The sequence below is a fragment of the Bradyrhizobium quebecense genome (genome assembly GCF_013373795.3).
GTDB lineage: Bacteria > Pseudomonadota > Alphaproteobacteria > Rhizobiales > Xanthobacteraceae > Bradyrhizobium > Bradyrhizobium quebecense.
In genome coordinates, this window is record NZ_CP088022.1 from 511,199 (window position 1) to 528,041 (window position 16,843).

Sequence of the window (16,843 nt, forward strand, 5' to 3'; positions counted from 1 at the left end):
ATGCGATTGCGTGGCGGCGCGTCAGACCGCGTCCGCGGGAACGAAGCAGCTGATTATGATGTTGCCGCGGTGGTGCACGTACCACACCACAGCCTCGCCGACCGGGTTGCCGCGATCGCGGATGATCGCGCGCTCCGGCACCATCATCCATTCGCCCTCGATCGGCACCCAATAGGCGCCGCCCCGAACGTCATAGCTCGTGCGATGGCCGTCGGAGATATCGCAGCACGCCACGCCGTTGGGCGCGATCACGCTTTTGAACCAGGCGCGGATATCGGGCGGTACGTTGTCGTATTGGCCGTTGTCGAACGCCAGCGCTGCGCCCGCCATCATGGCGAGCCACGCAAGCACCGCGCCATGCGTGAGCCTTCGCATTGCATCCCTCCGGCGAAAACTTCTGCGTGATCCGCGCAACGTCCGCTGCGCGAATCCGGTGTTGGCGCGATTAGGCACGAACCGCACGCGGGATGCATGCTCAAAGAATCGGCGGAGCGGCGCAGTCCTGCTTGATGCAGTGCGGGATCGCGGAGTTCAGGATCGCTTTTTCGCGCGCGTCGTCTTCGAAGGCTTCGCCGCGATATTGTCCCCCGCCATTGTGAGCGCGCTGCGCAGCGTGACCTGATCGGCTTTCGCGAGACGGACATTGGTGCTGCCGCCCTTGCCCCAGCCGCCCGGCACCGGCCGGAAGATCTCTGGTTCGGCCTCGACCACTATCGCTTGCTGCTCCGGCGTCAGCTTCACCATGCCCCAATCCTTGTCGGGATAGCCGAGCGTCGCAAAGATGCGGTTGCCGACGCGAAAGTCGGCGGTGCCGTGATGCGCGCCCTCAATCACCTCGGGCAGGCTCAGCGCTGTGCGGCGGAAGCGGGTTGCGGACATGGTCGCCGACCTCGATCTCGTCGGCGGAGCCTAACACGTGTTGCTGATGGAGGCGTGTCCAGCTAGCTCGCCCTCAGCACGTTCAGCGCATACCATCCCCAATAGACACGGTGACGCTGGATCAGGCCGTCCTCGATCTCCATGACCTCGACGAGGTCCATCTGATCGCCATCCGGGGACTGGCGCGGATATTCCCAGGTGAGGATTCGGCCGTCGCTGAAGAAACCCTGCTTGAAGCGCCGCCGCTGCGGCGGGTTGGTGCGGAACACGCGCGTGATGAACGCGCGCAGCGCGGCGCGGCCCTGGACGATCCCGTCCGTGGTCTGCATCAGGTGCTGGACCAGCGGGCTTTCGATCGAAGCATCGGGCGCATAGAGCGCCAGCGCCGCCTCGAGGTCCTTGTTGCCGAGGGCCTCGTCCCAGAGCCTGTAGATGCGTTCTGCGTCGGTATTGTTGGCTGTCATGATTGTTCCCTTGCGTTTCGTCTGATGGCACCGATTTGAGCGGAGAAGGTCGGCGCAACGTTTCAGGAAAAACTGAAATGAGTTTCACGGCACGGCGAATGCGGCTAGGACGTTGTTGCGCGATCTGGAGGACGATGCGGTGAGATCATCCCAATCCGTGCAGACGGGATTTTCGCGGATCGCCGAGGCATTGGGCGATCCGGTGCGCGAGGCCATGGTCAGTGCGCTGGCCGACGGCAAGGCGCTGCCGGCCGGCGAGCTAGCTGCGGTGGCCGGCATTTCGCCGCAAGGCGCCAGTGCGCATCTGCAGAAGCTGGTGGATGCGCGCGTGCTGTCGGTGTGGGCACAGGGCAGGTTCAGATATTACCGGATCAGGGACGACGACGTCGCGGCGCTGATCGAGAACCTGGTCGATCTTGCGGCGAAAGCCACGGCCGGGCGCAAGCGCGCGATGCCCGCCGAGCAGCTCAGGCAATCGCGCACCTGCTACCATCATCTGGCGGGCCAGCTCGGCGTGCTGCTGTCGAATGCGCTGGTGCGGCGTCGCCTCGTCGTCATCGACGGCCGCGATGGTCGCGTGACGGAGCAGGGGCTGGCTTGGTGCAGCGCCGAGGAGATCGATTTCGATCCGGCGCGGCAGCTGCACCTGCGGCTCTGCAATGACTGGACTGAGCGCGTGCCGCATCTCGCGGGCCCATTCGCCAATGCCGTGCTGGCGCGGCTGGTCACGATGCGCGGCGTTGCGCCGCATCGGATTCCGCGCGCATTGCGGATCACCGACCGGGGGCGGGCGTTCTTCGACCGGCTCGGCGTGCAGGTCCCGTTCTGAAGCCGCCGAATGTGATACTAGCGGCCGTCCTCGACCTCGGTCTCCGGGCGGTCATTGCCGGAGGCGGTTTCGGTCAGCCATTTGCCGTCCGACGTCTCGTACTGGATCGCCTCGGTGCGCCCGGGAACACGCTGCTCGTTGGCGGCGCGCCGGGCGGCCGCAAGCGCCGCGGCGTGGGTTGGAAACGGCTCCGAGAACACCCCGTCGACGGTATAGGCCCAGCCGCCGTCGTGCTGGACGACCTTGTAGATCACGTGGCTCATCCGGAACCTCGTTTCCATCGTGGACGATGAGGCTGCCAGAATAGACCACGATGTCGTATTTTGCAGCAGCCGATCGTCCTTGAGACACAAGCCCCGAGGTGCGGGCGAGGGAAACCGACATGTGCCGCAATATCAAGACGCTGTTCAACTTCGAGCCGCCCGCCACCGAGGACGAGATCCACGCCTCGGCGCTGCAATTCGTGCGCAAACTGTCCGGCTTCAACAAGCCGTCGCAGGCCAATGAGGTCGCCTTCAACCTTGCCGTGACCGAGGTCTCGGACGCCGCGCGCAGGCTCCTGATCTCGTTGCAGACCACGTCGCCGGCGCGCGATCGCGAGGTGGAGGCTGAGAAGGCGAGGGAGCGTTCGCGGCTGCGGTTCGGCTGAGGCCAGGCTGAGGCTCGCGCATTCCGTGATGCAGGTCACGGTATGGCGCCATGCCCCCAGGTATCATGGCCGTTCACCCCGGTCCCGGAGCAAACGCCATGAAGCCTGCCGCCCTGCTCACATTCTGTTCGATTGCGTTCGCCGTGCTCTGGACCTGCGGCATGCTGTGGTCGAGCGGCACGATCGACCTCGCCAACGTCATGATCCTGTCGGCCTGCGGGGCGTTCGCGGGTGTTGCCTGGTACTACGCGATGCGCTGGGTCTTTCAGCTCATGCAACTCGCCCGGCCGTCCGATCCTCCGGCCAATCCGGGCACCGAGCGATGAGCATCGAGCGCGACACGGACACAGCTGGCCGAGTCGCGGCGTGAGGACAAGAAGGGTTACTTCTTGTCCTTCTTGCGGTGCTTCTTCTTTTTCTTGTGATCGTCGTCCTCGTCGTCATCATCATCAGCGAAATCGACCGCGTCGACGTCAAGGGCGATCGCCTCCGCTGCCGCGCGCTCTGCGGCATCGCGCTCGGCAAGCTCGGCGGCTTCACGCTCCTTGGTGCGCTTGTAGTCCTCCCAGGCGTCGAAGATCATGTGCAGCCACGGCATCACCTGCTCGATCGACGGCAATTGTCCGGGCGGGCCGGCTTCACCGCGTGGGCCGGCCGGACCCTGCGGCCCCTGTGGACCAGCTTCGCCGCGCGGCCCCTGCACGCCAGCCTTGCCCTGCGCTCCCGGCTTGCCCTGGGGACCTGCCTTTCCGACCGCGCCCGCCTTGCCCTGCGGACCCGGCTTGCCGCGCGCACCTTCCGGCCCGGGCCGTCCCGGATGTCCCTGCGGTCCGGGCTTTCCCGGCTCGCCCTGACGGCCCTGCGGCCCCTGTGGTCCCCGTTGCCCCTGGCGGGAAGTTGTCTCGTCAGCCACTGATATGCTCCGTCGCGATTTGAAGCCGCTTGTAACAGAGGTTGGAGCACGGCTTCAATTCTGCCTGCCGACGCCGATGCAACCGATCAACAGTCATAATTCCATGCGCATATGACAACGGAGGGCGTGTTGCGGGTTCTGGACGGCATGTACCGCGAAGGCGCGAGCGAACCGCAATCGCTCGACATCGTCGTGACGCGGCACGATGTGTTCGACGAAGCCGCCTTTCGCAGCACGGGTGTGCTCGAGCTCTATGAAGAGCTCTTTCCCGCGAGCGAGCGCGACAGCCCCGACGACATTGTGCGCTGGCTGTTGTCGGATGATGTCGGCGAGCGGCGACGCTTCAGCGTCGGCGGCCACGAGATGTCCTATCGTCTCGACTCGCGCTGCTTCATCCTGCGCGCCGGCGCCGGGCGCGCGGTCGGGCTCGGCTTCTTCACCTACGATCACGCAAGCGACCTGATCTTTTGCAACCATGTCGGCATCGCGAAGGCGTGGCGCGGCGGCGGCCTGGCGCGCGCGTTCTATCGCGAGATGGTCGCCATGCTCGATGCGCTGTTTCCGAACAATATCGGCGTGGTGCTGGAGGTCGAGCCATTCGATCGCGATCGCGTGGCCGCGATCATCGCCGATCTCGAGCGGACCGGCAGGCGGCAGCTCGCGACGGATGAGCGGGACGAGATCCGCCGATTGCTGCGCGCAAGCTGGTACCACAAGCTCGAATATTCCGTGTTCTGCGACGCGCGCACGATGCGGCCGCTTGCGTGCAGCTCGCCATGTCTTGATCCGACTCCGCCGTCATCGGGTTGGGCAAATGGAGAGGAAAACTACTGGCTGATGTGGCGGGCGCGGGCCAGCGCGCCCGCAGCGGAGCTGCGCGCAGGTCAGCTCTGGCACAAGGCTGCCACCGCAATCTATGTCGAGATCCTCGCAAAATCCCTGGTTGCGGCGGATCCGAACGGCCGGCGCGACTATTGGGACTATGCGACCGCACTGGTGGCCGGGACGCTGCAACGGACTGCGACGACCGACGTGCGTCTCGCACGCTGCCTCGATGACGATGCCAGCGCGTTGCTGTCGCGCTGGCGGCGTCTTGCGATCGATCTGCCGATCTGACCCCTACGCCGCGGCGTGCTCGCTGTGCGGCACGTCGATGCCGTCGGCCGAATATTCGCGGATCTTGTTCCGCAACGTCCGCACCGACAGTCCGAGTACGCGCGCGGCACGGGTGCGGTTGCCGTCGCAGCGCGCGAGCGTTTGCAGCACCAGTTCCCGCTCGACTTCATCGACGGTCGCGCCGATCAGCAGCGGAACGATTTCATTTGGAGCCAGCGACGGCAGCAGTGCTTCCGGCGACGGTACGGTGGATGCGTAAGACATGAACTCCTCCCGATCAACGCCCGCCTCGTCGATGAGGCGCAGACATCGAGAACCAACTACCCCGTAAATCAACGGTGTGCCGGTTTGGTTAACAATTCCTTAACGCGCCCCTAACTCCCTGCTTTGTAAGCAAAATACCCAGAAATCGCCACGATTGCGGTTCCATCCGTCACAGTGTCCGGTAGCCGCCGTCGACCATCACGATCGATCCCGAGACATAGGCCGAGAGGTCCGAGGCGAGGAAGATCGCGGGGCCGACGATGTCCTCGGGCTTGCCGGCGCGGCCGAGCGGGGTGTGGTCCATGAAGACTTTCACGAGGTCGGGATTGGAGGCGCGCACCTTCTCGTTCAGCGGCGTCTCGATGAAGCCGGGGCCGATCGCGTTGACGCGCACGCCGTCCTTGCCGAGCTCGGCGGCCAATGCCTTGGTGAAGCCGAGCACGCCGTGCTTGGAGGCGGTGTAGGCCGGTGAGCTCGGGGTGCGCAGATGCACGAAGGACTGGATCGAACCGATATTGACGATGCGGCCCTTGTTCTTGCGCAGCGGTGCGAGGAAGGAATGCGTCACGTTGAAGACGCCGGTGAGATTGATCGAGATGATGTCTTCCCAATCCTTGATCACGGCCTCGTCGGCGCCGAGCATGCCGTTGCGGCGAGCGATGCCGGCATTGTTGACCAGGATCGAGACAGGTCCGACCTTGTCGGCGATTTGCTTCGCCATCGCGATGCAGGCGTCGAGATTGGTCACGTCGAGCGCAAAGCTCTCCGCCTTGCCGTCGGCGTCTCGGATCTCCTTGGCCGCTTCCGCCGCCGCATCGCCGTTCATGTCGAGCAGCACCACGCGCGCACCCTCGCGGCCGTAGCCCGCGGCGATGGCACGGCCGATGCCCGAGCCTGCACCCGTGATGACGGCGATGTGATTGTCGAGAAGGGCCATGGTGTTTCCTCGTTCTGATTTATGAGCGTTGTCGACAACACTATTCAAAACTGCGCCAACAGAAACGCCAAGCCGCGTTTGCGCGTTGCTGTTATCCGGATTCGGATGACAGTACGGACCGATCATGGACCCGCATATCGGACATTGGAAAGGTGCAATCGCTCGCTTCTGCGCGGCGCCTGATCCCGACTATAGCGAAATGGCCAGAATGATCGCCGAGATCGCCACGACCGACATCGACGAAACGCTGCGGCATGCGGCCGCGCAGGTGCTGCCGATCCTGCGCCAGGCGGCGCTGAAATCGGCCGACCGCCGGACCAGATCGATGGCGCTGCGCCGTCTCGGCATCGTCAGCGATGCGCTGCACATGCTGTCCGCGCCGCAGTTCGGCCGGCGTGGCTTGACGCCGAAGGCGTTGACGCAGGAAGAGCGCTACCGGCAGTTGCTTGGCCTGCCGTTCGGCCGCCGCCTCGCGGCGAACGAGGTCCACCAGGCGTTCAAGCGCGCCGCCAAGACGGTGCATCCCGACGGCGGCGGCAACGGCCCGGCATTCCTCGAACTCGCCGCTGCGCGTGACGCGCTGATCAAGCATCACTGACGCGCGATGGCGCTACGGCCTGACAGCACAAGGGCGGACGCCGCGTTGTTGCCGCGTGTCTGCCCTGTGCGTGATCGGGGGCGGCGCTCAGAACGAGCAGGTGCCGTTGTTGAGGAGGCCGGTCTTGTAGCTGAACGCGGCGTCGAAGCTCGGCAGCTCCTCGCTGACGACGGCGAAGTTCGCCGGCCAAGGCGTGGTCGGAATGCTCTGGTCCCAGATCTGGCAGAAGCCGGTGTCTTGCCAACGGATCAGATGGTAGGGCGTGGCGCTGGCTGGGCTTGCCGCGGCAAGCATGGACACAGCGGCGGCCATGGCGGCACAGGCAATCGCAAGACGACGCATGGAAAATCTCCGGTTTGAAAAAGTGAACGCTCCGCGGGGAAATCCTGGAGCTCAGGGGCCGATCGCCCCGGACATGCAGTGAGTGTTGCAACCCCGGGAACAGGTTCAACGCCGCTTGCGCGGACATTCCCGTCACCAATGGACGCCTGCTGTGCCAAAATGCGCCTGACGACGCGCTTGCTACAGTCGGCGCATTGCGATTCGTGCCCGCGTCGCGACGCGAGCAAATCGACGTGAGCCAATCCCGGGGAGACCGCACATGAAACTTTCATCCACCCTTCGCGCGGCGCTGGTTGCACTGATGGCCTTCACCGGCCTCGCTGTCTCCACCGCCGCGCGCGCCGACAGCGGCTTCGTGACGCTCACGATCTACAAGGCCGGATGGTTCATCGGCGGCTCCGGCGGCAGTGGCGTTCTGACGTTCCGCGGCCGCTCCTATCGGCTGTCCACCGGCGGTCTCGACTACGGCCTGGTGTTCGGCGGCTCTAAGACCGTGCTGCGCGGCCGCGTCAGCAACATCAACCGCCCGTCCGACGTTGCCGGCGTCTATGGCGCGGCGGGCGCCGGGCTTGCCCTCGGCCGCGGCGCGCGCGCGATCGTGCTGACCAATCAGAAGGGCGCGGTGCTCGAATTGACCGGCCACCAGGTCGGCCTGATGGCCAACGCCGATCTGAGCGGACTTGCGATCACGATGCAGTAGCGCGTTTTGTCCAATCTATCCCCGTCATCCTGAGGTGCGAGCACTTGCGAGCCTCGAAGGATGCACGGCCCGGCTGGTGGCCGATTCATCCTTCGAGGCTCGCCGACGAGGCTCGCACCTCAGGATGGCGCGGCTAGAGCATTATCGAGCGAAGTGGCTACCGGCTTCGCGTGAAATAAAGCGTCAAAAGAGGAATCGAGAGCCGCGTTGCGATCCCGTCGGAACGAAACGGCTCTAGCGGGCAGTGTGCGCGCCTGCGTGATTTCGGAATATTAGAATCGTAGCCGTGAGTTGCCCGACGTGTCAAGTGGCCTGGTCGAACGCCGGCCGCCGCTGCTGGCTCCTTTGCATGGGGTTGTTTTCGACAATTTGGCAACGCACCTCCCTGCGCGTGACCGCGGCGGTGCTTACCTGAACAGATGCAGCGCTGCGTACTGCAGCAGCATGATGGTCTTGCCGTCGACGATACGGCCGTCGCTGATCATGGCGAGCGCGTCGTCGATCGCAAGCTCCAGCACCTCGATGTCCTCGCCCTCGTCCGCGAGCCCGCCGCCATCGCTGACGCGCATCGCGGCGTCGTATTCGGCGACGAAGAAATGCAGCTTCTCGGTTACCGCGCCCGGCGTCATGAAGGCTTCGAACACCTTGCGCACATGCGAGAGCCGGTAGCCGATCTCTTCCTCCGCCTCGGCGCGGATGCGTGCTTCCGGCGCGGCATCGTCGAGCATGCCGGCGGCGGCCTCGATCAGGAGATCGTCATAGCCGCTGGCGAACGCTGGGTAGCGGAACTGGCGCACCAGCACCACGGTCCGGGTCTTGAGATTATAGGGCAATAGCGTGGCGCCGTTGCCGCGGTCGTAGACCTCGCGCACCTGGGTCTGCCATTCGCCATTGCTGCGGCGGTAGTCGAAGGTCGCGCTCTTCAGCTCGTAGCGGCGCTTCGACAGCAGCTGGACGTCCTTGACGCGGACGCGGTCGGCGATGCTCATGCGTCGATCCTCAACTCTGTCACGGCGTGGCTTCGCGGCCGTCGAGCCATTTGGCCAGCATCACGGAGGTCGACTCCTCATAGCCGAGCGATTGGTAGAATGCGCCGGCCTTGGCGTTCTCCCGGCGCACCAGCAATTGCAGCTTCGGCACTCCGGCGTTGCGCAGCCAATCCTCGGCCGCCGCCATGATGGTGCGGCCAAGGCCCTTGCCCTGGAGGTTGGGGTCGACCGCGACGTAATAGACCCAGCCGCGATGGCCGTCATGACCGACCATTGCGGTTGCGACGATCGCGTCCGAGTTGCGGCCGACCAGTACGGCCGAGCTCGGTCCGCGTCGTGCCAATGCGATGTCGGCAGCCGGATCGTTCCACGGCCGCGTCAGGCCGCACACCCGCCACAGCGCGACGACAGCGGCGACGTCGGCGTCGGTGATCTCTGCAATGGCGAGAGAGGAGGGCATTGTCGCCTGCACGATCACAACACCTTGCCCGGGTTCATGATGCCGAGCGGATCGAGCATCGCCTTGACCTGCCGCATCAGCTCGATCGCGACCTTGTCCTTGACGTCAGGCAGCTCGTCGCGCTTGAGCACGCCGATACCATGCTCCGCCGAGATCGAGCCGCCCATCCGCAGCACGATCTCGAACACCACGGCATTGACGTCGTGCCAGCGCGCCAGGAAGTCGGCGGCATTGGCGCCGACCGGCTGGCTGACATTGTAGTGGATGTTGCCGTCGCCGAGATGGCCGAACGGCACCGGCCGCGCGCCCGGGATCAGCTTCACGACCGCCGCATTGGCCTCCGCGATGAAGGCGGGAACGGCTGCGACCGGCACCGAGATGTCATGCTTGATCGAACCGCCCTCCGGCTTCTGCGCCGCCGACATCTCGTCGCGCAGCTTCCAGAACGCCTGGCGCTGGCTCAGATTGGCGGCGATCACCGCGTCATCGACGATGCCGTCTTCCATGCCCTGGGCGAGGATCGCCTCCAGCGCGTCGCGCGCATCGTCGCGCGACGACGACAATTCCATCAGCACGTACCAGGGGTGCTTGCCCTCCAGCGGATCGCGGATATCGATGCCGTGGCGGATCGAGAAATCGACCGCGATGTCGGCGAGCAATTCGAAGCTCGTCAGGCTGCCTGCCGCCTCGTTGCGCGAGATCGACAGCAGCTTCAATGCCGCCGCCGGCGACTTCAGGCCGACATAGGCGGTCTCGACCGCACGCGGCTTCGGAAACAGCCTCAAGGTTGCCGCGGTGATGATGCCGAGCGTGCCTTCGGCACCGATGAAGAGGTTGCGCAGGTCGTAGCCGGTGTTGTCCTTCTTTAGCTTGGACAAGGCATTGAGCACGCGGCCATCCGCGAGCACGACCTCGACGCCGAGGGCCATCTCGCGTGCCACGCCATAGGCGAGCGCTCCGGTGCCGCCGGCATTGGTCGAAAGGTTGCCGCCGATGGTGCAGCTGCCTTCGGCGCCGAGCGACAGCGGGAACAGCCGGTCGACGTCGCTCGCCTTCTGCTGCGCGATTTGCAGCACCACGCCGGCCTCGCAGGTCATGGCGTTGGATTCGACGTCGATGTCGCGGATCTTGTCGAGGCGCCGCAGCGACACCACGACCTCGCCATGATGCGGCGTCTGGCCGCCGACCAGGCCGGTGTTGCCGCCCTGCGGCACCAGCGCGATCCTGTGCTCGCTCGCAAGCTTGCAGATCGCGGCGACTTCGGCGGTCGAGCCCGGGCGCAGCACCAGCGGCGAGCGGCCGTGAAACAGGTCGCGCTCCTCGGTGACGTAAGGCTCGATGTCGGCGGCATCGGTCACGGCATATTTGTCGCCGACGATGGCGCGGAATCTTGCAAGCAATTCGGGCGGAAGCGGCGGCACCGCTGATTGGACGATGTTCATTTTTTCTTGGTCTTTCACTCAGTCGGGATCTTTATCGAGGCATGACCTCTGCGCAAACGCCTGGCGTTTGTCGCGGCGAAAACCGGCTCGCACCTTTCCGGGTCATGCTTGCTACCGCCCAACCGCTGCGCGGCGCAGCCGGTCATTGATGGCTTCGCCGAGCCCGTCCTCGGGAATGGGCATCACGGCGATAGCATCTGCGTTTCTCGTGTCGAGCGTGCGAAGGTAGCCGAACAGATTGGCGGCGGCCTCGGCGAGATCGCCGCGCTCGGACAGGTTCATTTCCACGGACGCGCATTCGCGCCGCCCGACCTTGACCGGCCCGAACGCCAGCAAGGCTTCACCGACATGGACATCGCTCGCATTGAGCCGGACCGGTGTCCGCGGTGCATAATGTGACGCGAGCATGCCTGGGGCGATCGGCTGGGCGTCGCCTTCCGCATCGGGCGGCGGCGATTGCAGCGGATGGCCGAGCACGCGCTCGATCTCGGCGCGCGTCAGCCCGCCCGGCCGCAGCAGCACGGGATCGGAGAAGCAGCCGACGATGGTGGATTCGACGCCGACCTCGACCGGGCCGCCGTCGACGATCAGGTCGATCCGGCCCGCCAGATCGCCGTTCACATGCTCTGCTGTGGTTGGCGAGACATGGCCGGAGAGATTGGCCGACGGCGCTACCACGGCACCGCCGAACGCCTTGATGATGTCGCGCGCCACCTTGTGGGCCGGAATGCGTATAGCGACTGTATCGAGCCCGGCGGTTGCGAGCTCGGCGACCGGGCAGGAGAGCGCCTTCGGCAGCACCAGGGTGAGGGGACCGGGCCAGAACGCTTCCGCCAGTCGCAACGCCTGCCCATCGAACAGGGCGATCCGGCGCGCGGCGCCGAGATCGGCGACATGGGCAATCAGCGGATTGAAGGCCGGCCGCCCCTTGGCCTGGTAGAGCCGGGCGATCGCGGCGGCGTTGCCGGCGTCGGCGCCGAGGCCATAAACCGTCTCGGTTGGAAACGCCACCAGGCCGCCCTCGGCCAGAACCCCGGCCGCGGTCGCCGTGGCGGCGGCGCCGGCGGGCAAAATGTGCGTTTTCAGGCCTGTATCCACTGTGACTAGATTCCTCAATTGGGTGCCTCGTGGTCCCTTGCGGTCCCCGTAACCCGACGCTATAAGCCGGCCTCTTAGTCGGAGTGTGGCTCAGCCCGGTAGAGCACTGCGTTCGGGACGCAGGGGTCGCAGGTTCGAATCCTGCCACTCCGACCATTCTTCCAAGCACTTATAGTTTCTGTGTTTTTTGTGCGCAACGACATGCGCATCGATTTCGGGCGCGGCAGCCATGTCCGTCGATTCGATTCGACGCCGCTCGGAACCTGACGCGCGACGATTGTTGGGCGCGGGGGAAAAGCCGCCTGACGTGATGTTGGGTAGCACGTCACCAAGCACCAGAAGGCCTCCCGTCGGACCTATCAGTCGATCCTGGCCGACATCAAAGCACGAATAGCCCGTGGCGAGTAGTGCTCAACGTGCCGTCGCAAATGTTGACATTGCGCTCGTCAGGGGTTGCCGACCTCGAAGGCCAGCAGAACGTTGCCGGGCAGGCCGCCCCATTGCGCGTAGCCGGAATTGACATACAGCATGCCATCGACGACGACCGCGCCGGGGCCGTCCATGGCGCCGCCACGGGCCGGTACGCCATTCACCGTGGTGTAGTCGCGCGCGGTGTCGATCTCCCAAAGCAGCCGCGCATCATCGGTGGCGTAGGCGCGCAAGAAACCGCTCACGCCACCTGAGAAGACGACGCCGGGAACGAGGGTGATCGCTGCGGAGAGGGCGGGACTGCATTGGGGACGATCGCCACAGGCAACCGGCGCCACCTGCATCGCGATTTTCCCGGTCGCAAGATCGAGGCCAAACAGGCCGCCACCTTCGCTTGAGTTGAGGCGCCTCGAGCCGTCCCTCAGAAACCGCACGTCGGAATTGGCGACATAAAATCGCTCCTGGTCCGCGGCGGAGCCCCACTCGGTTCCTCCCAATGGGCCACCTCGGCCGATCCGCGTCTGCCACAGGATCTTGCCCTCATGGTCGGGATCGAGTGCATGCACCACGCCGGATTTCTGGCCGATCACCAGCACGCGTTGTCCGTCACGCAAGGTCACCAGGATCGGCGATTGTCCGAAGTCGTGGTCGGGGCCGCGGTCCTGCGGACAGTTGGTCTGGTCGGTGCCGAAGCACGCCACGACAAAGCTGTCCTTGGGCGTCGCCTGCTGGTGCCAAAGCATTCGCCCGGTCGCGAGATCGAACGCGAGGATGGCATCGCTGGTATCGGTTGCCGGGTCGGCATAGCTGTTCGACGTCGCGACATAGAGCGCCTGGCGCTGAACATCGATCGTCGGTGCGGACCAGACCGACGCGCCGGCCGGCCCGAACAGCTGCGTCCCGATGGCGTTGGTCCGGGTGGGATGCGGCGCTTCAGGGATGGTGTAGGTCTTCCAGATCTGCGCACCGGTTTCGGCCTTCAGCGCAACGACGCTGCCGCGAAACGTGCAGCATTGGTAGTTGGGGCGGGACCCGATGGCCTCTTCGATCGATGAGACGCCGACATAGACGACGCCGGCGTGGAAGGTTGGGGCACCGGTGATCCGGGCGGCCAGATGATCGTCGACCTTGCTCTTCCAGATGAGCGCGCCGGTCGCAGCGTTCACGGCGTAGACGTTGGCGCGCACATCGCCAAAGAAAATGGCGGACAGGCCATTATCCAGCGGGGCAACGCTGATGGCCGCCCGGACCGGCGCCTCGGTCGGAAACACCCAGCGGGTGCATCCGCTCTTGGCGTCGAGCGCGTGGACCTTGCGGTCGCCGCCACCCACGAACAGCAAGCCACCGACCACAGTCGGTTGAGCGTTGGCGTTGGAAGTGTCAGCAAATCCGAAGGCCCATTTCAAACGCAACCGCGGGACTTGGTCTGGCGTGAGGCCGGCCATCGCGGCCGGCTGAAACCGGCTGTTGTTGAGATCCGCGCCCCAGCCGATCCACCGTGGCCCATCGATCGGTTGCGGGAAACCGGTCTCGCTCTGCGCGCATTGCCCTGCACTGTCGGCCGACGCATGCGAGGCGGCCTTGCCGGTGACGAGCGAGGCGATCGCCGCCCGCTCGTCATTGCTCAGCCCCTGCGCGAAGGATGACATCGCGCCCGTGGTGATCGCACCCAGGACCTCATCGAACGACCTCGATTGCAGCGCGGTGCGGCTCGGCGCGCGGATATCCGTGTTGCTGCTGTCGTGACACTGCGCACAGCGTTGCGCGTAGAGGGCGGCTCCGCTTTGCTGCGCAGTCGCGGGAAGGCAGGACCAGATCAGGACGACGGCAATCGCGGCACTCAGTTTCATCGTGGTTCACCGGCGTTGGCTTTGATGAGATGAGCGACTGGAGCGTAGCACAACCTGCCGGCTTCCATCGTGCTTGGGGAGGCTGGCGGCGTGTATCGGGCGGTGCCGGACCAGGTCGCGACTGGCCGCCCCCAAATCGAGCGCCTGACGGCGTGATCCCCATTGACAGGCCGCCCGATGTGATAGAATTATAACACAATAAGTTGCAAAAATAACAAGATGTCATCATCGCATCAGCGTTCCGCGCGGCGATGGGAGGAAAATGGAATTGTCGGGTTCGATCGCGGCAGAGCCTCGGCCGCCGGCGTCGCTTTTGACGGTCGGTGGCATCAGCAAGCGCTTTGGCGGCGTGCGCGCGCTGCGCGACGTCAACCTCGAGGTCGTCTCCGGCGAGGTACATGCGCTGCTGGGCGAGAACAGCGCCGGAAAATCCACGCTGATCAAGATCCTCAGCGGCGTTCATGCCGCCGACAGCGGCACGATCGAGATCGCCGGCAAACCAGTGACGTTCGACAGCCCGGCAAGATCGCGCGAGGCGGGGATTGCCGTCGTCTACCAGGACCTCAGCCTCGTCGAATCGCTGAGCGTCGCCGACAATCTGCTGCTCGGCCGCGAGCCGCGCGCGCGGTTCGGCTTTGTCCGGAAGCGCGAGCTGATGGCCAAAGCCGAAGCGTTCCTGGGGGAGCTCGGCATTCCCCTTGATATACGCGCGACGGTCGGCTCGCTGCCGTTCGCCTACCGACAGATGACAGAGATCGCCAAGGCGTTGATGGGCGAGGTGCGGCTCCTGATCCTCGACGAGCCGACATCCTCGTTGACGTCGGATGAGGTCCGCATCCTGTTCGACGCGATCGGCAAGGCGACGCGCCGCGGCGTCGGCGTGATCTACGTGACCCATCGGCTCAACGAGGTGTTCGAGATCTCGCAGCGTGTCACGGTGCTGCGCGATGGCGCCAACGCCGGCACGTTCGTCACCGCCGATACCGACATGAAGCGGCTGGTGAACGCCATCATCGGCACCGATCGATTGGCGCCGGCAGCATCGCGCGCCGCGCCCGCGGCAGTGCGTTCGTTCGATTCATCGCCGGTTCTGTCGCTGTCGGGTGTGTCGAATGACCGGCTGTCGGCCGTAGACTTGTCGGTGATGAAGGGGGAGATCCACGGCCTTGCCGGATTGATCGGCAGCGGGCGCACCGAGATTCTGGAGACCATCTTCGGACTTCGGCCGGCCGAAAGCGGCACGCTCGAGATCGAGGGCCGGCCATGGCTGCCGAAGAGCGCGGCGGATGCAATCGATCAGGGCATCGCACTGGTGCCGGAGGATCGGCACGTGCAAGGCCTGGTGCTCGACCATTCGATCGAACGCAACATCACTCTGCCACGGATTCCGCATTTCTCGCGCTGGGGCTTCATGCAGCAACGCGCCGCCGCCCGGCGTGCGGACGCCGCGGTCGCGCGGCTTTCGGTGAAGGCGCAGGGCGCTTCCAGCCTGGTCAGGACACTGTCCGGCGGCAACCAGCAGAAGGTCGTGTTCGGAAAATGGAACGATCCGCGGCCGCGCGTGCTGCTGCTGGACGAACCGACGGTCGGCGTTGACGTCGGCGCACGCGAGGAAATCTATGGCGTGATCCGCAATGCCGCCCGCGACGGTAGCGGCGTCCTGATCGTCTCATCGGATCTCGTCGAGTTGATCGAACTCTGCGACCGCATCTCCGTGATCGTCGATGGACGCGTGGCGCGAACGCTGGCGCGCGGCGAGATCGATGATGCCGAAGAGCTCCATCATCTTCTGCAGATGTACCAAGCTTCAGGACAAGGCGTATTGCAAGAGCTGCCCGCATGACCGAACTGACCGCGCCAAATGTCGTCGCCTCGTCGACCCGAACCGATCGCCGCCGCAAGCTGCTGCAGAACATGCTGCGCGGCGAGCGGCCCTACATGCTGTACATCGCCTTCGTCGTGCTCCTGGTCGTCTTCAGCCTGTCCTCGCCCTGGTTCCTGTCGCTCGACAATTTCCTGAATATCGGACGCCAGACGACGCTGGTGTCGATCATCGCGGTCGGTATGACCTTCGTCATCATCGCACGTCAGATCGATCTGTCGGTCGCATCGACGTTGGCGCTATCCGGCATGGCCGCGGCGCTCGCCATGAGTCAGATCAGCAACAGCTGGATCGTCGGCGCGATTGCCGGGCTTGGCACCGGCGCGCTGGTCGGGCTGCTCAATGGCATCCTGACCACGCAGCTCTCGATCCCGTCCTTCCTGGTCACGCTCGGCTCGTTGAGCATGGCGCGGGGGCTGGCGATGATGGTGACCAACACCAAGCCTGTCATCATCACCAACGAGACCTATTTTGCGATCTTCGGCGAAGGCACGTTCCTGGGCATACCCGTTCCCATTGCCTGGACGCTGGTGGCGATGATCGTCGGCATCCTGCTGCTGCACTACAACGTGTTCGGCCGTCGCATTTATGCGGTCGGCGGCAATCCGACCGCGGCGCTCTATTCCGGCATCAACACCAAATGGGTGACGACGGCGGCCTTTGTGCTGACCGGCGCGCTGGCCGGGCTTGCGGCGCTGGTGCTGTCCGCGCGCTCACATGCCGCGCGGCCCGACGTCGTGCAGGGGATGGAGCTCGACGTCATCGCCGCCGTGATCCTCGGTGGCTGCAGCCTGTTCGGCGGGCGCGGCTACATCCTGGGAACGCTGTTCGGCAGCCTCATCATCGGCACGCTCAACAACGGCCTCGTGCTGCTCGGCGTCAGCTCGCCGATGCAGCTCGTCATCAAGGGAGCGATCATCGTGGCCGCGGTCGCCTTCACGAAACGCTAGAGCACGATCCTGAAAAGTGTAGGGGCAAGGTCGCCGGCCTCCGGTCAATCGG

General features: G+C 65.1%; 21 protein-coding genes and 1 tRNA gene. 9 read left to right on the forward strand and 13 right to left on the reverse strand.

What is annotated here, in order from left to right; translation table 11 throughout:
- Nucleotides 1-21: 21 nt before the first annotated feature.
- The 3 genes from HU230_RS02580 to HU230_RS02590 all read right to left on the reverse strand — a co-directional run bounded on the left by HU230_RS02580 (nt 22) and on the right by HU230_RS02590 (nt 1,343).
- A complete protein-coding gene (locus tag HU230_RS02580) occupies nt 22-375 on the reverse strand; it encodes a hypothetical protein (RefSeq protein WP_176533110.1) in 354 nt (117 codons plus the stop codon).
- A gap of 156 nt (nt 376-531) precedes the next feature.
- On the reverse strand, nt 532-879 hold the full coding sequence (locus HU230_RS02585) for an MmcQ/YjbR family DNA-binding protein (protein WP_176533109.1): 348 nt from the start codon (nt 877-879) through the stop codon (nt 532-534).
- A gap of 62 nt (nt 880-941) precedes the next feature.
- Nucleotides 942-1,343 (reverse strand): nuclear transport factor 2 family protein, encoded by a 402-nt coding sequence (locus HU230_RS02590; protein ID WP_176533108.1) that lies wholly within the window; start codon nt 1,341-1,343, stop codon nt 942-944.
- 139 nt (nt 1,344-1,482) lie between these two features.
- On the opposite strand from HU230_RS02590, the gene HU230_RS02595 reads away from it, so the two are divergent.
- A complete protein-coding gene (locus HU230_RS02595; protein ID WP_176533107.1) occupies nt 1,483-2,172 on the forward strand; it encodes an ArsR/SmtB family transcription factor in 690 nt (229 codons plus the stop codon).
- A 17-nt stretch (nt 2,173-2,189) separates the two neighbouring features.
- Here HU230_RS02595 and HU230_RS02600 read toward each other — a convergent pair whose 3' ends face one another.
- Nucleotides 2,190-2,435: a DUF2188 domain-containing protein gene (locus HU230_RS02600; protein WP_173641286.1), complete on the reverse strand. Its 246-nt coding sequence runs from the start codon at nt 2,433-2,435 to the stop codon at nt 2,190-2,192.
- Nucleotides 2,436-2,554: 119 nt separating this feature from the next.
- Between HU230_RS02600 and HU230_RS02605 the strand changes: the two genes are divergently transcribed.
- Both HU230_RS02605 and HU230_RS02610 read left to right on the forward strand, forming a co-directional pair.
- Nucleotides 2,555-2,821, forward strand: coding sequence for a DUF2277 domain-containing protein (locus tag HU230_RS02605; protein WP_176533106.1), 267 nt, complete (start codon nt 2,555-2,557; stop codon nt 2,819-2,821).
- Nucleotides 2,822-2,919: 98 nt separating this feature from the next.
- Nucleotides 2,920-3,147, forward strand: a complete 228-nt coding sequence (locus HU230_RS02610) for a hypothetical protein (RefSeq protein ID WP_176533105.1) — start codon at nt 2,920-2,922, stop codon at nt 3,145-3,147.
- Between the two features lie 56 nt (nt 3,148-3,203).
- Here the strand turns inward: HU230_RS02610 and HU230_RS02615 are convergent, their stop codons facing one another.
- Nucleotides 3,204-3,734, reverse strand: coding sequence for a collagen-like domain-containing protein (locus tag HU230_RS02615; RefSeq protein ID WP_176533104.1), 531 nt, complete (start codon nt 3,732-3,734; stop codon nt 3,204-3,206).
- 129 nt (nt 3,735-3,863) lie between these two features.
- On the opposite strand from HU230_RS02615, the gene HU230_RS02620 reads away from it, so the two are divergent.
- Entirely contained in the window at nt 3,864-4,850 is a 987-nt protein-coding gene (locus tag HU230_RS02620; RefSeq protein ID WP_224942887.1) for a hypothetical protein, read from the forward strand.
- A 3-nt stretch (nt 4,851-4,853) separates the two neighbouring features.
- Here HU230_RS02620 and HU230_RS02625 read toward each other — a convergent pair whose 3' ends face one another.
- Both HU230_RS02625 and HU230_RS02630 read right to left on the reverse strand, forming a co-directional pair.
- The gene (locus tag HU230_RS02625; protein ID WP_021076090.1) at nt 4,854-5,114 is read right to left on the reverse strand and encodes a helix-turn-helix domain-containing protein; all 261 of its coding nucleotides are present in this window, start codon (nt 5,112-5,114) and stop codon (nt 4,854-4,856) included.
- A 169-nt stretch (nt 5,115-5,283) separates the two neighbouring features.
- Nucleotides 5,284-6,051, reverse strand: coding sequence for an SDR family NAD(P)-dependent oxidoreductase (locus HU230_RS02630; RefSeq protein WP_176533103.1), 768 nt, complete (start codon nt 6,049-6,051; stop codon nt 5,284-5,286).
- Nucleotides 6,052-6,250: 199 nt separating this feature from the next.
- On the opposite strand from HU230_RS02630, the gene HU230_RS02635 reads away from it, so the two are divergent.
- A complete protein-coding gene (locus tag HU230_RS02635; protein WP_224942889.1) occupies nt 6,251-6,649 on the forward strand; it encodes a hypothetical protein in 399 nt (132 codons plus the stop codon).
- A gap of 87 nt (nt 6,650-6,736) precedes the next feature.
- Here HU230_RS02635 and HU230_RS02640 read toward each other — a convergent pair whose 3' ends face one another.
- Nucleotides 6,737-6,991 carry a hypothetical protein gene (locus HU230_RS02640; protein ID WP_176533101.1) on the reverse strand — a complete coding sequence of 85 codons (255 nt, stop codon included), beginning with the start codon at nt 6,989-6,991 and terminating at the stop codon, nt 6,737-6,739.
- A 259-nt stretch (nt 6,992-7,250) separates the two neighbouring features.
- Here HU230_RS02640 and HU230_RS02645 point away from each other — a divergent pair, with 259 nt between their 5' ends.
- Complete coding sequence (locus HU230_RS02645; RefSeq protein ID WP_176533100.1) at nt 7,251-7,691, forward strand: lipid-binding SYLF domain-containing protein; 441 nt, start codon at nt 7,251-7,253, stop codon at nt 7,689-7,691.
- A gap of 407 nt (nt 7,692-8,098) precedes the next feature.
- Here the strand turns inward: HU230_RS02645 and HU230_RS02650 are convergent, their stop codons facing one another.
- From HU230_RS02650 to HU230_RS02665, 4 genes are all read right to left on the reverse strand, one after another.
- Nucleotides 8,099-8,680, reverse strand: a complete 582-nt coding sequence (locus tag HU230_RS02650) for an NUDIX hydrolase (RefSeq protein WP_176533099.1) — start codon at nt 8,678-8,680, stop codon at nt 8,099-8,101.
- Between the two features lie 19 nt (nt 8,681-8,699).
- A complete protein-coding gene (locus HU230_RS02655; RefSeq protein ID WP_176533098.1) occupies nt 8,700-9,140 on the reverse strand; it encodes a GNAT family acetyltransferase in 441 nt (146 codons plus the stop codon).
- Nucleotides 9,141-9,154: 14 nt separating this feature from the next.
- On the reverse strand, nt 9,155-10,582 hold the full coding sequence (locus HU230_RS02660; RefSeq protein ID WP_176533097.1) for an FAD-binding oxidoreductase: 1,428 nt from the start codon (nt 10,580-10,582) through the stop codon (nt 9,155-9,157).
- A gap of 111 nt (nt 10,583-10,693) precedes the next feature.
- Complete coding sequence (locus HU230_RS02665) at nt 10,694-11,680, reverse strand: L-threonylcarbamoyladenylate synthase (protein ID WP_173641297.1); 987 nt, start codon at nt 11,678-11,680, stop codon at nt 10,694-10,696.
- Nucleotides 11,681-11,759: 79 nt separating this feature from the next.
- On the opposite strand from HU230_RS02665, the gene HU230_RS02670 reads away from it, so the two are divergent.
- Nucleotides 11,760-11,836, forward strand: a tRNA-Pro gene (locus tag HU230_RS02670).
- Between the two features lie 290 nt (nt 11,837-12,126).
- Here HU230_RS02670 and HU230_RS02675 read toward each other — a convergent pair.
- Entirely contained in the window at nt 12,127-13,959 is a 1,833-nt protein-coding gene (locus HU230_RS02675) for an outer membrane protein assembly factor BamB family protein (protein ID WP_176533096.1), read from the reverse strand.
- Nucleotides 13,960-14,221: 262 nt separating this feature from the next.
- Between HU230_RS02675 and HU230_RS02680 the strand changes: the two genes are divergently transcribed.
- A complete protein-coding gene (locus tag HU230_RS02680) occupies nt 14,222-15,802 on the forward strand; it encodes a sugar ABC transporter ATP-binding protein (protein ID WP_176533095.1) in 1,581 nt (526 codons plus the stop codon).
- Nucleotides 15,799-16,791: an ABC transporter permease gene (locus HU230_RS02685; RefSeq protein WP_176533094.1), complete on the forward strand. Its 993-nt coding sequence runs from the start codon at nt 15,799-15,801 to the stop codon at nt 16,789-16,791. The genes HU230_RS02680 and HU230_RS02685 overlap by 4 nt, the downstream gene beginning before the upstream one ends.
- Nucleotides 16,792-16,843 lie beyond the last annotated feature (52 nt).

What these genes read in the sequence shown, in the direction of transcription:
- HU230_RS02580 (WP_176533110.1), bottom strand. Translation starts at nt 375, where the DNA reads ATGCGAAGGCTCACGCATGGCGCGGTGCTTGCGTGGCTCGCCATGATG.
- HU230_RS02585 (WP_176533109.1), bottom strand. Translation starts at nt 879, where the DNA reads ATGTCCGCAACCCGCTTCCGCCGCACAGCGCTGAGCCTGCCCGAGGTG.
- HU230_RS02590 (WP_176533108.1), bottom strand. Translation starts at nt 1,343, where the DNA reads ATGACAGCCAACAATACCGACGCAGAACGCATCTACAGGCTCTGGGAC.
- HU230_RS02600 (WP_173641286.1), bottom strand. Translation starts at nt 2,435, where the DNA reads ATGAGCCACGTGATCTACAAGGTCGTCCAGCACGACGGCGGCTGGGCC.
- HU230_RS02605 (WP_176533106.1), top strand. Translation starts at nt 2,555, where the DNA reads ATGTGCCGCAATATCAAGACGCTGTTCAACTTCGAGCCGCCCGCCACC.
- HU230_RS02610 (WP_176533105.1), top strand. Translation starts at nt 2,920, where the DNA reads ATGAAGCCTGCCGCCCTGCTCACATTCTGTTCGATTGCGTTCGCCGTG.
- HU230_RS02625 (WP_021076090.1), bottom strand. Translation starts at nt 5,114, where the DNA reads ATGTCTTACGCATCCACCGTACCGTCGCCGGAAGCACTGCTGCCGTCG.
- HU230_RS02630 (WP_176533103.1), bottom strand. Translation starts at nt 6,051, where the DNA reads ATGGCCCTTCTCGACAATCACATCGCCGTCATCACGGGTGCAGGCTCG.
- HU230_RS02635 (WP_224942889.1), top strand. Translation starts at nt 6,251, where the DNA reads ATGGCCAGAATGATCGCCGAGATCGCCACGACCGACATCGACGAAACG.
- HU230_RS02640 (WP_176533101.1), bottom strand. Translation starts at nt 6,991, where the DNA reads ATGCGTCGTCTTGCGATTGCCTGTGCCGCCATGGCCGCCGCTGTGTCC.
- HU230_RS02645 (WP_176533100.1), top strand. Translation starts at nt 7,251, where the DNA reads ATGAAACTTTCATCCACCCTTCGCGCGGCGCTGGTTGCACTGATGGCC.
- HU230_RS02650 (WP_176533099.1), bottom strand. Translation starts at nt 8,680, where the DNA reads ATGAGCATCGCCGACCGCGTCCGCGTCAAGGACGTCCAGCTGCTGTCG.
- HU230_RS02655 (WP_176533098.1), bottom strand. Translation starts at nt 9,140, where the DNA reads ATGCCCTCCTCTCTCGCCATTGCAGAGATCACCGACGCCGACGTCGCC.
- HU230_RS02660 (WP_176533097.1), bottom strand. Translation starts at nt 10,582, where the DNA reads ATGAACATCGTCCAATCAGCGGTGCCGCCGCTTCCGCCCGAATTGCTT.
- HU230_RS02675 (WP_176533096.1), bottom strand. Translation starts at nt 13,959, where the DNA reads ATGAAACTGAGTGCCGCGATTGCCGTCGTCCTGATCTGGTCCTGCCTT.
- HU230_RS02680 (WP_176533095.1), top strand. Translation starts at nt 14,222, where the DNA reads ATGGAATTGTCGGGTTCGATCGCGGCAGAGCCTCGGCCGCCGGCGTCG.
- HU230_RS02685 (WP_176533094.1), top strand. Translation starts at nt 15,799, where the DNA reads ATGACCGAACTGACCGCGCCAAATGTCGTCGCCTCGTCGACCCGAACC.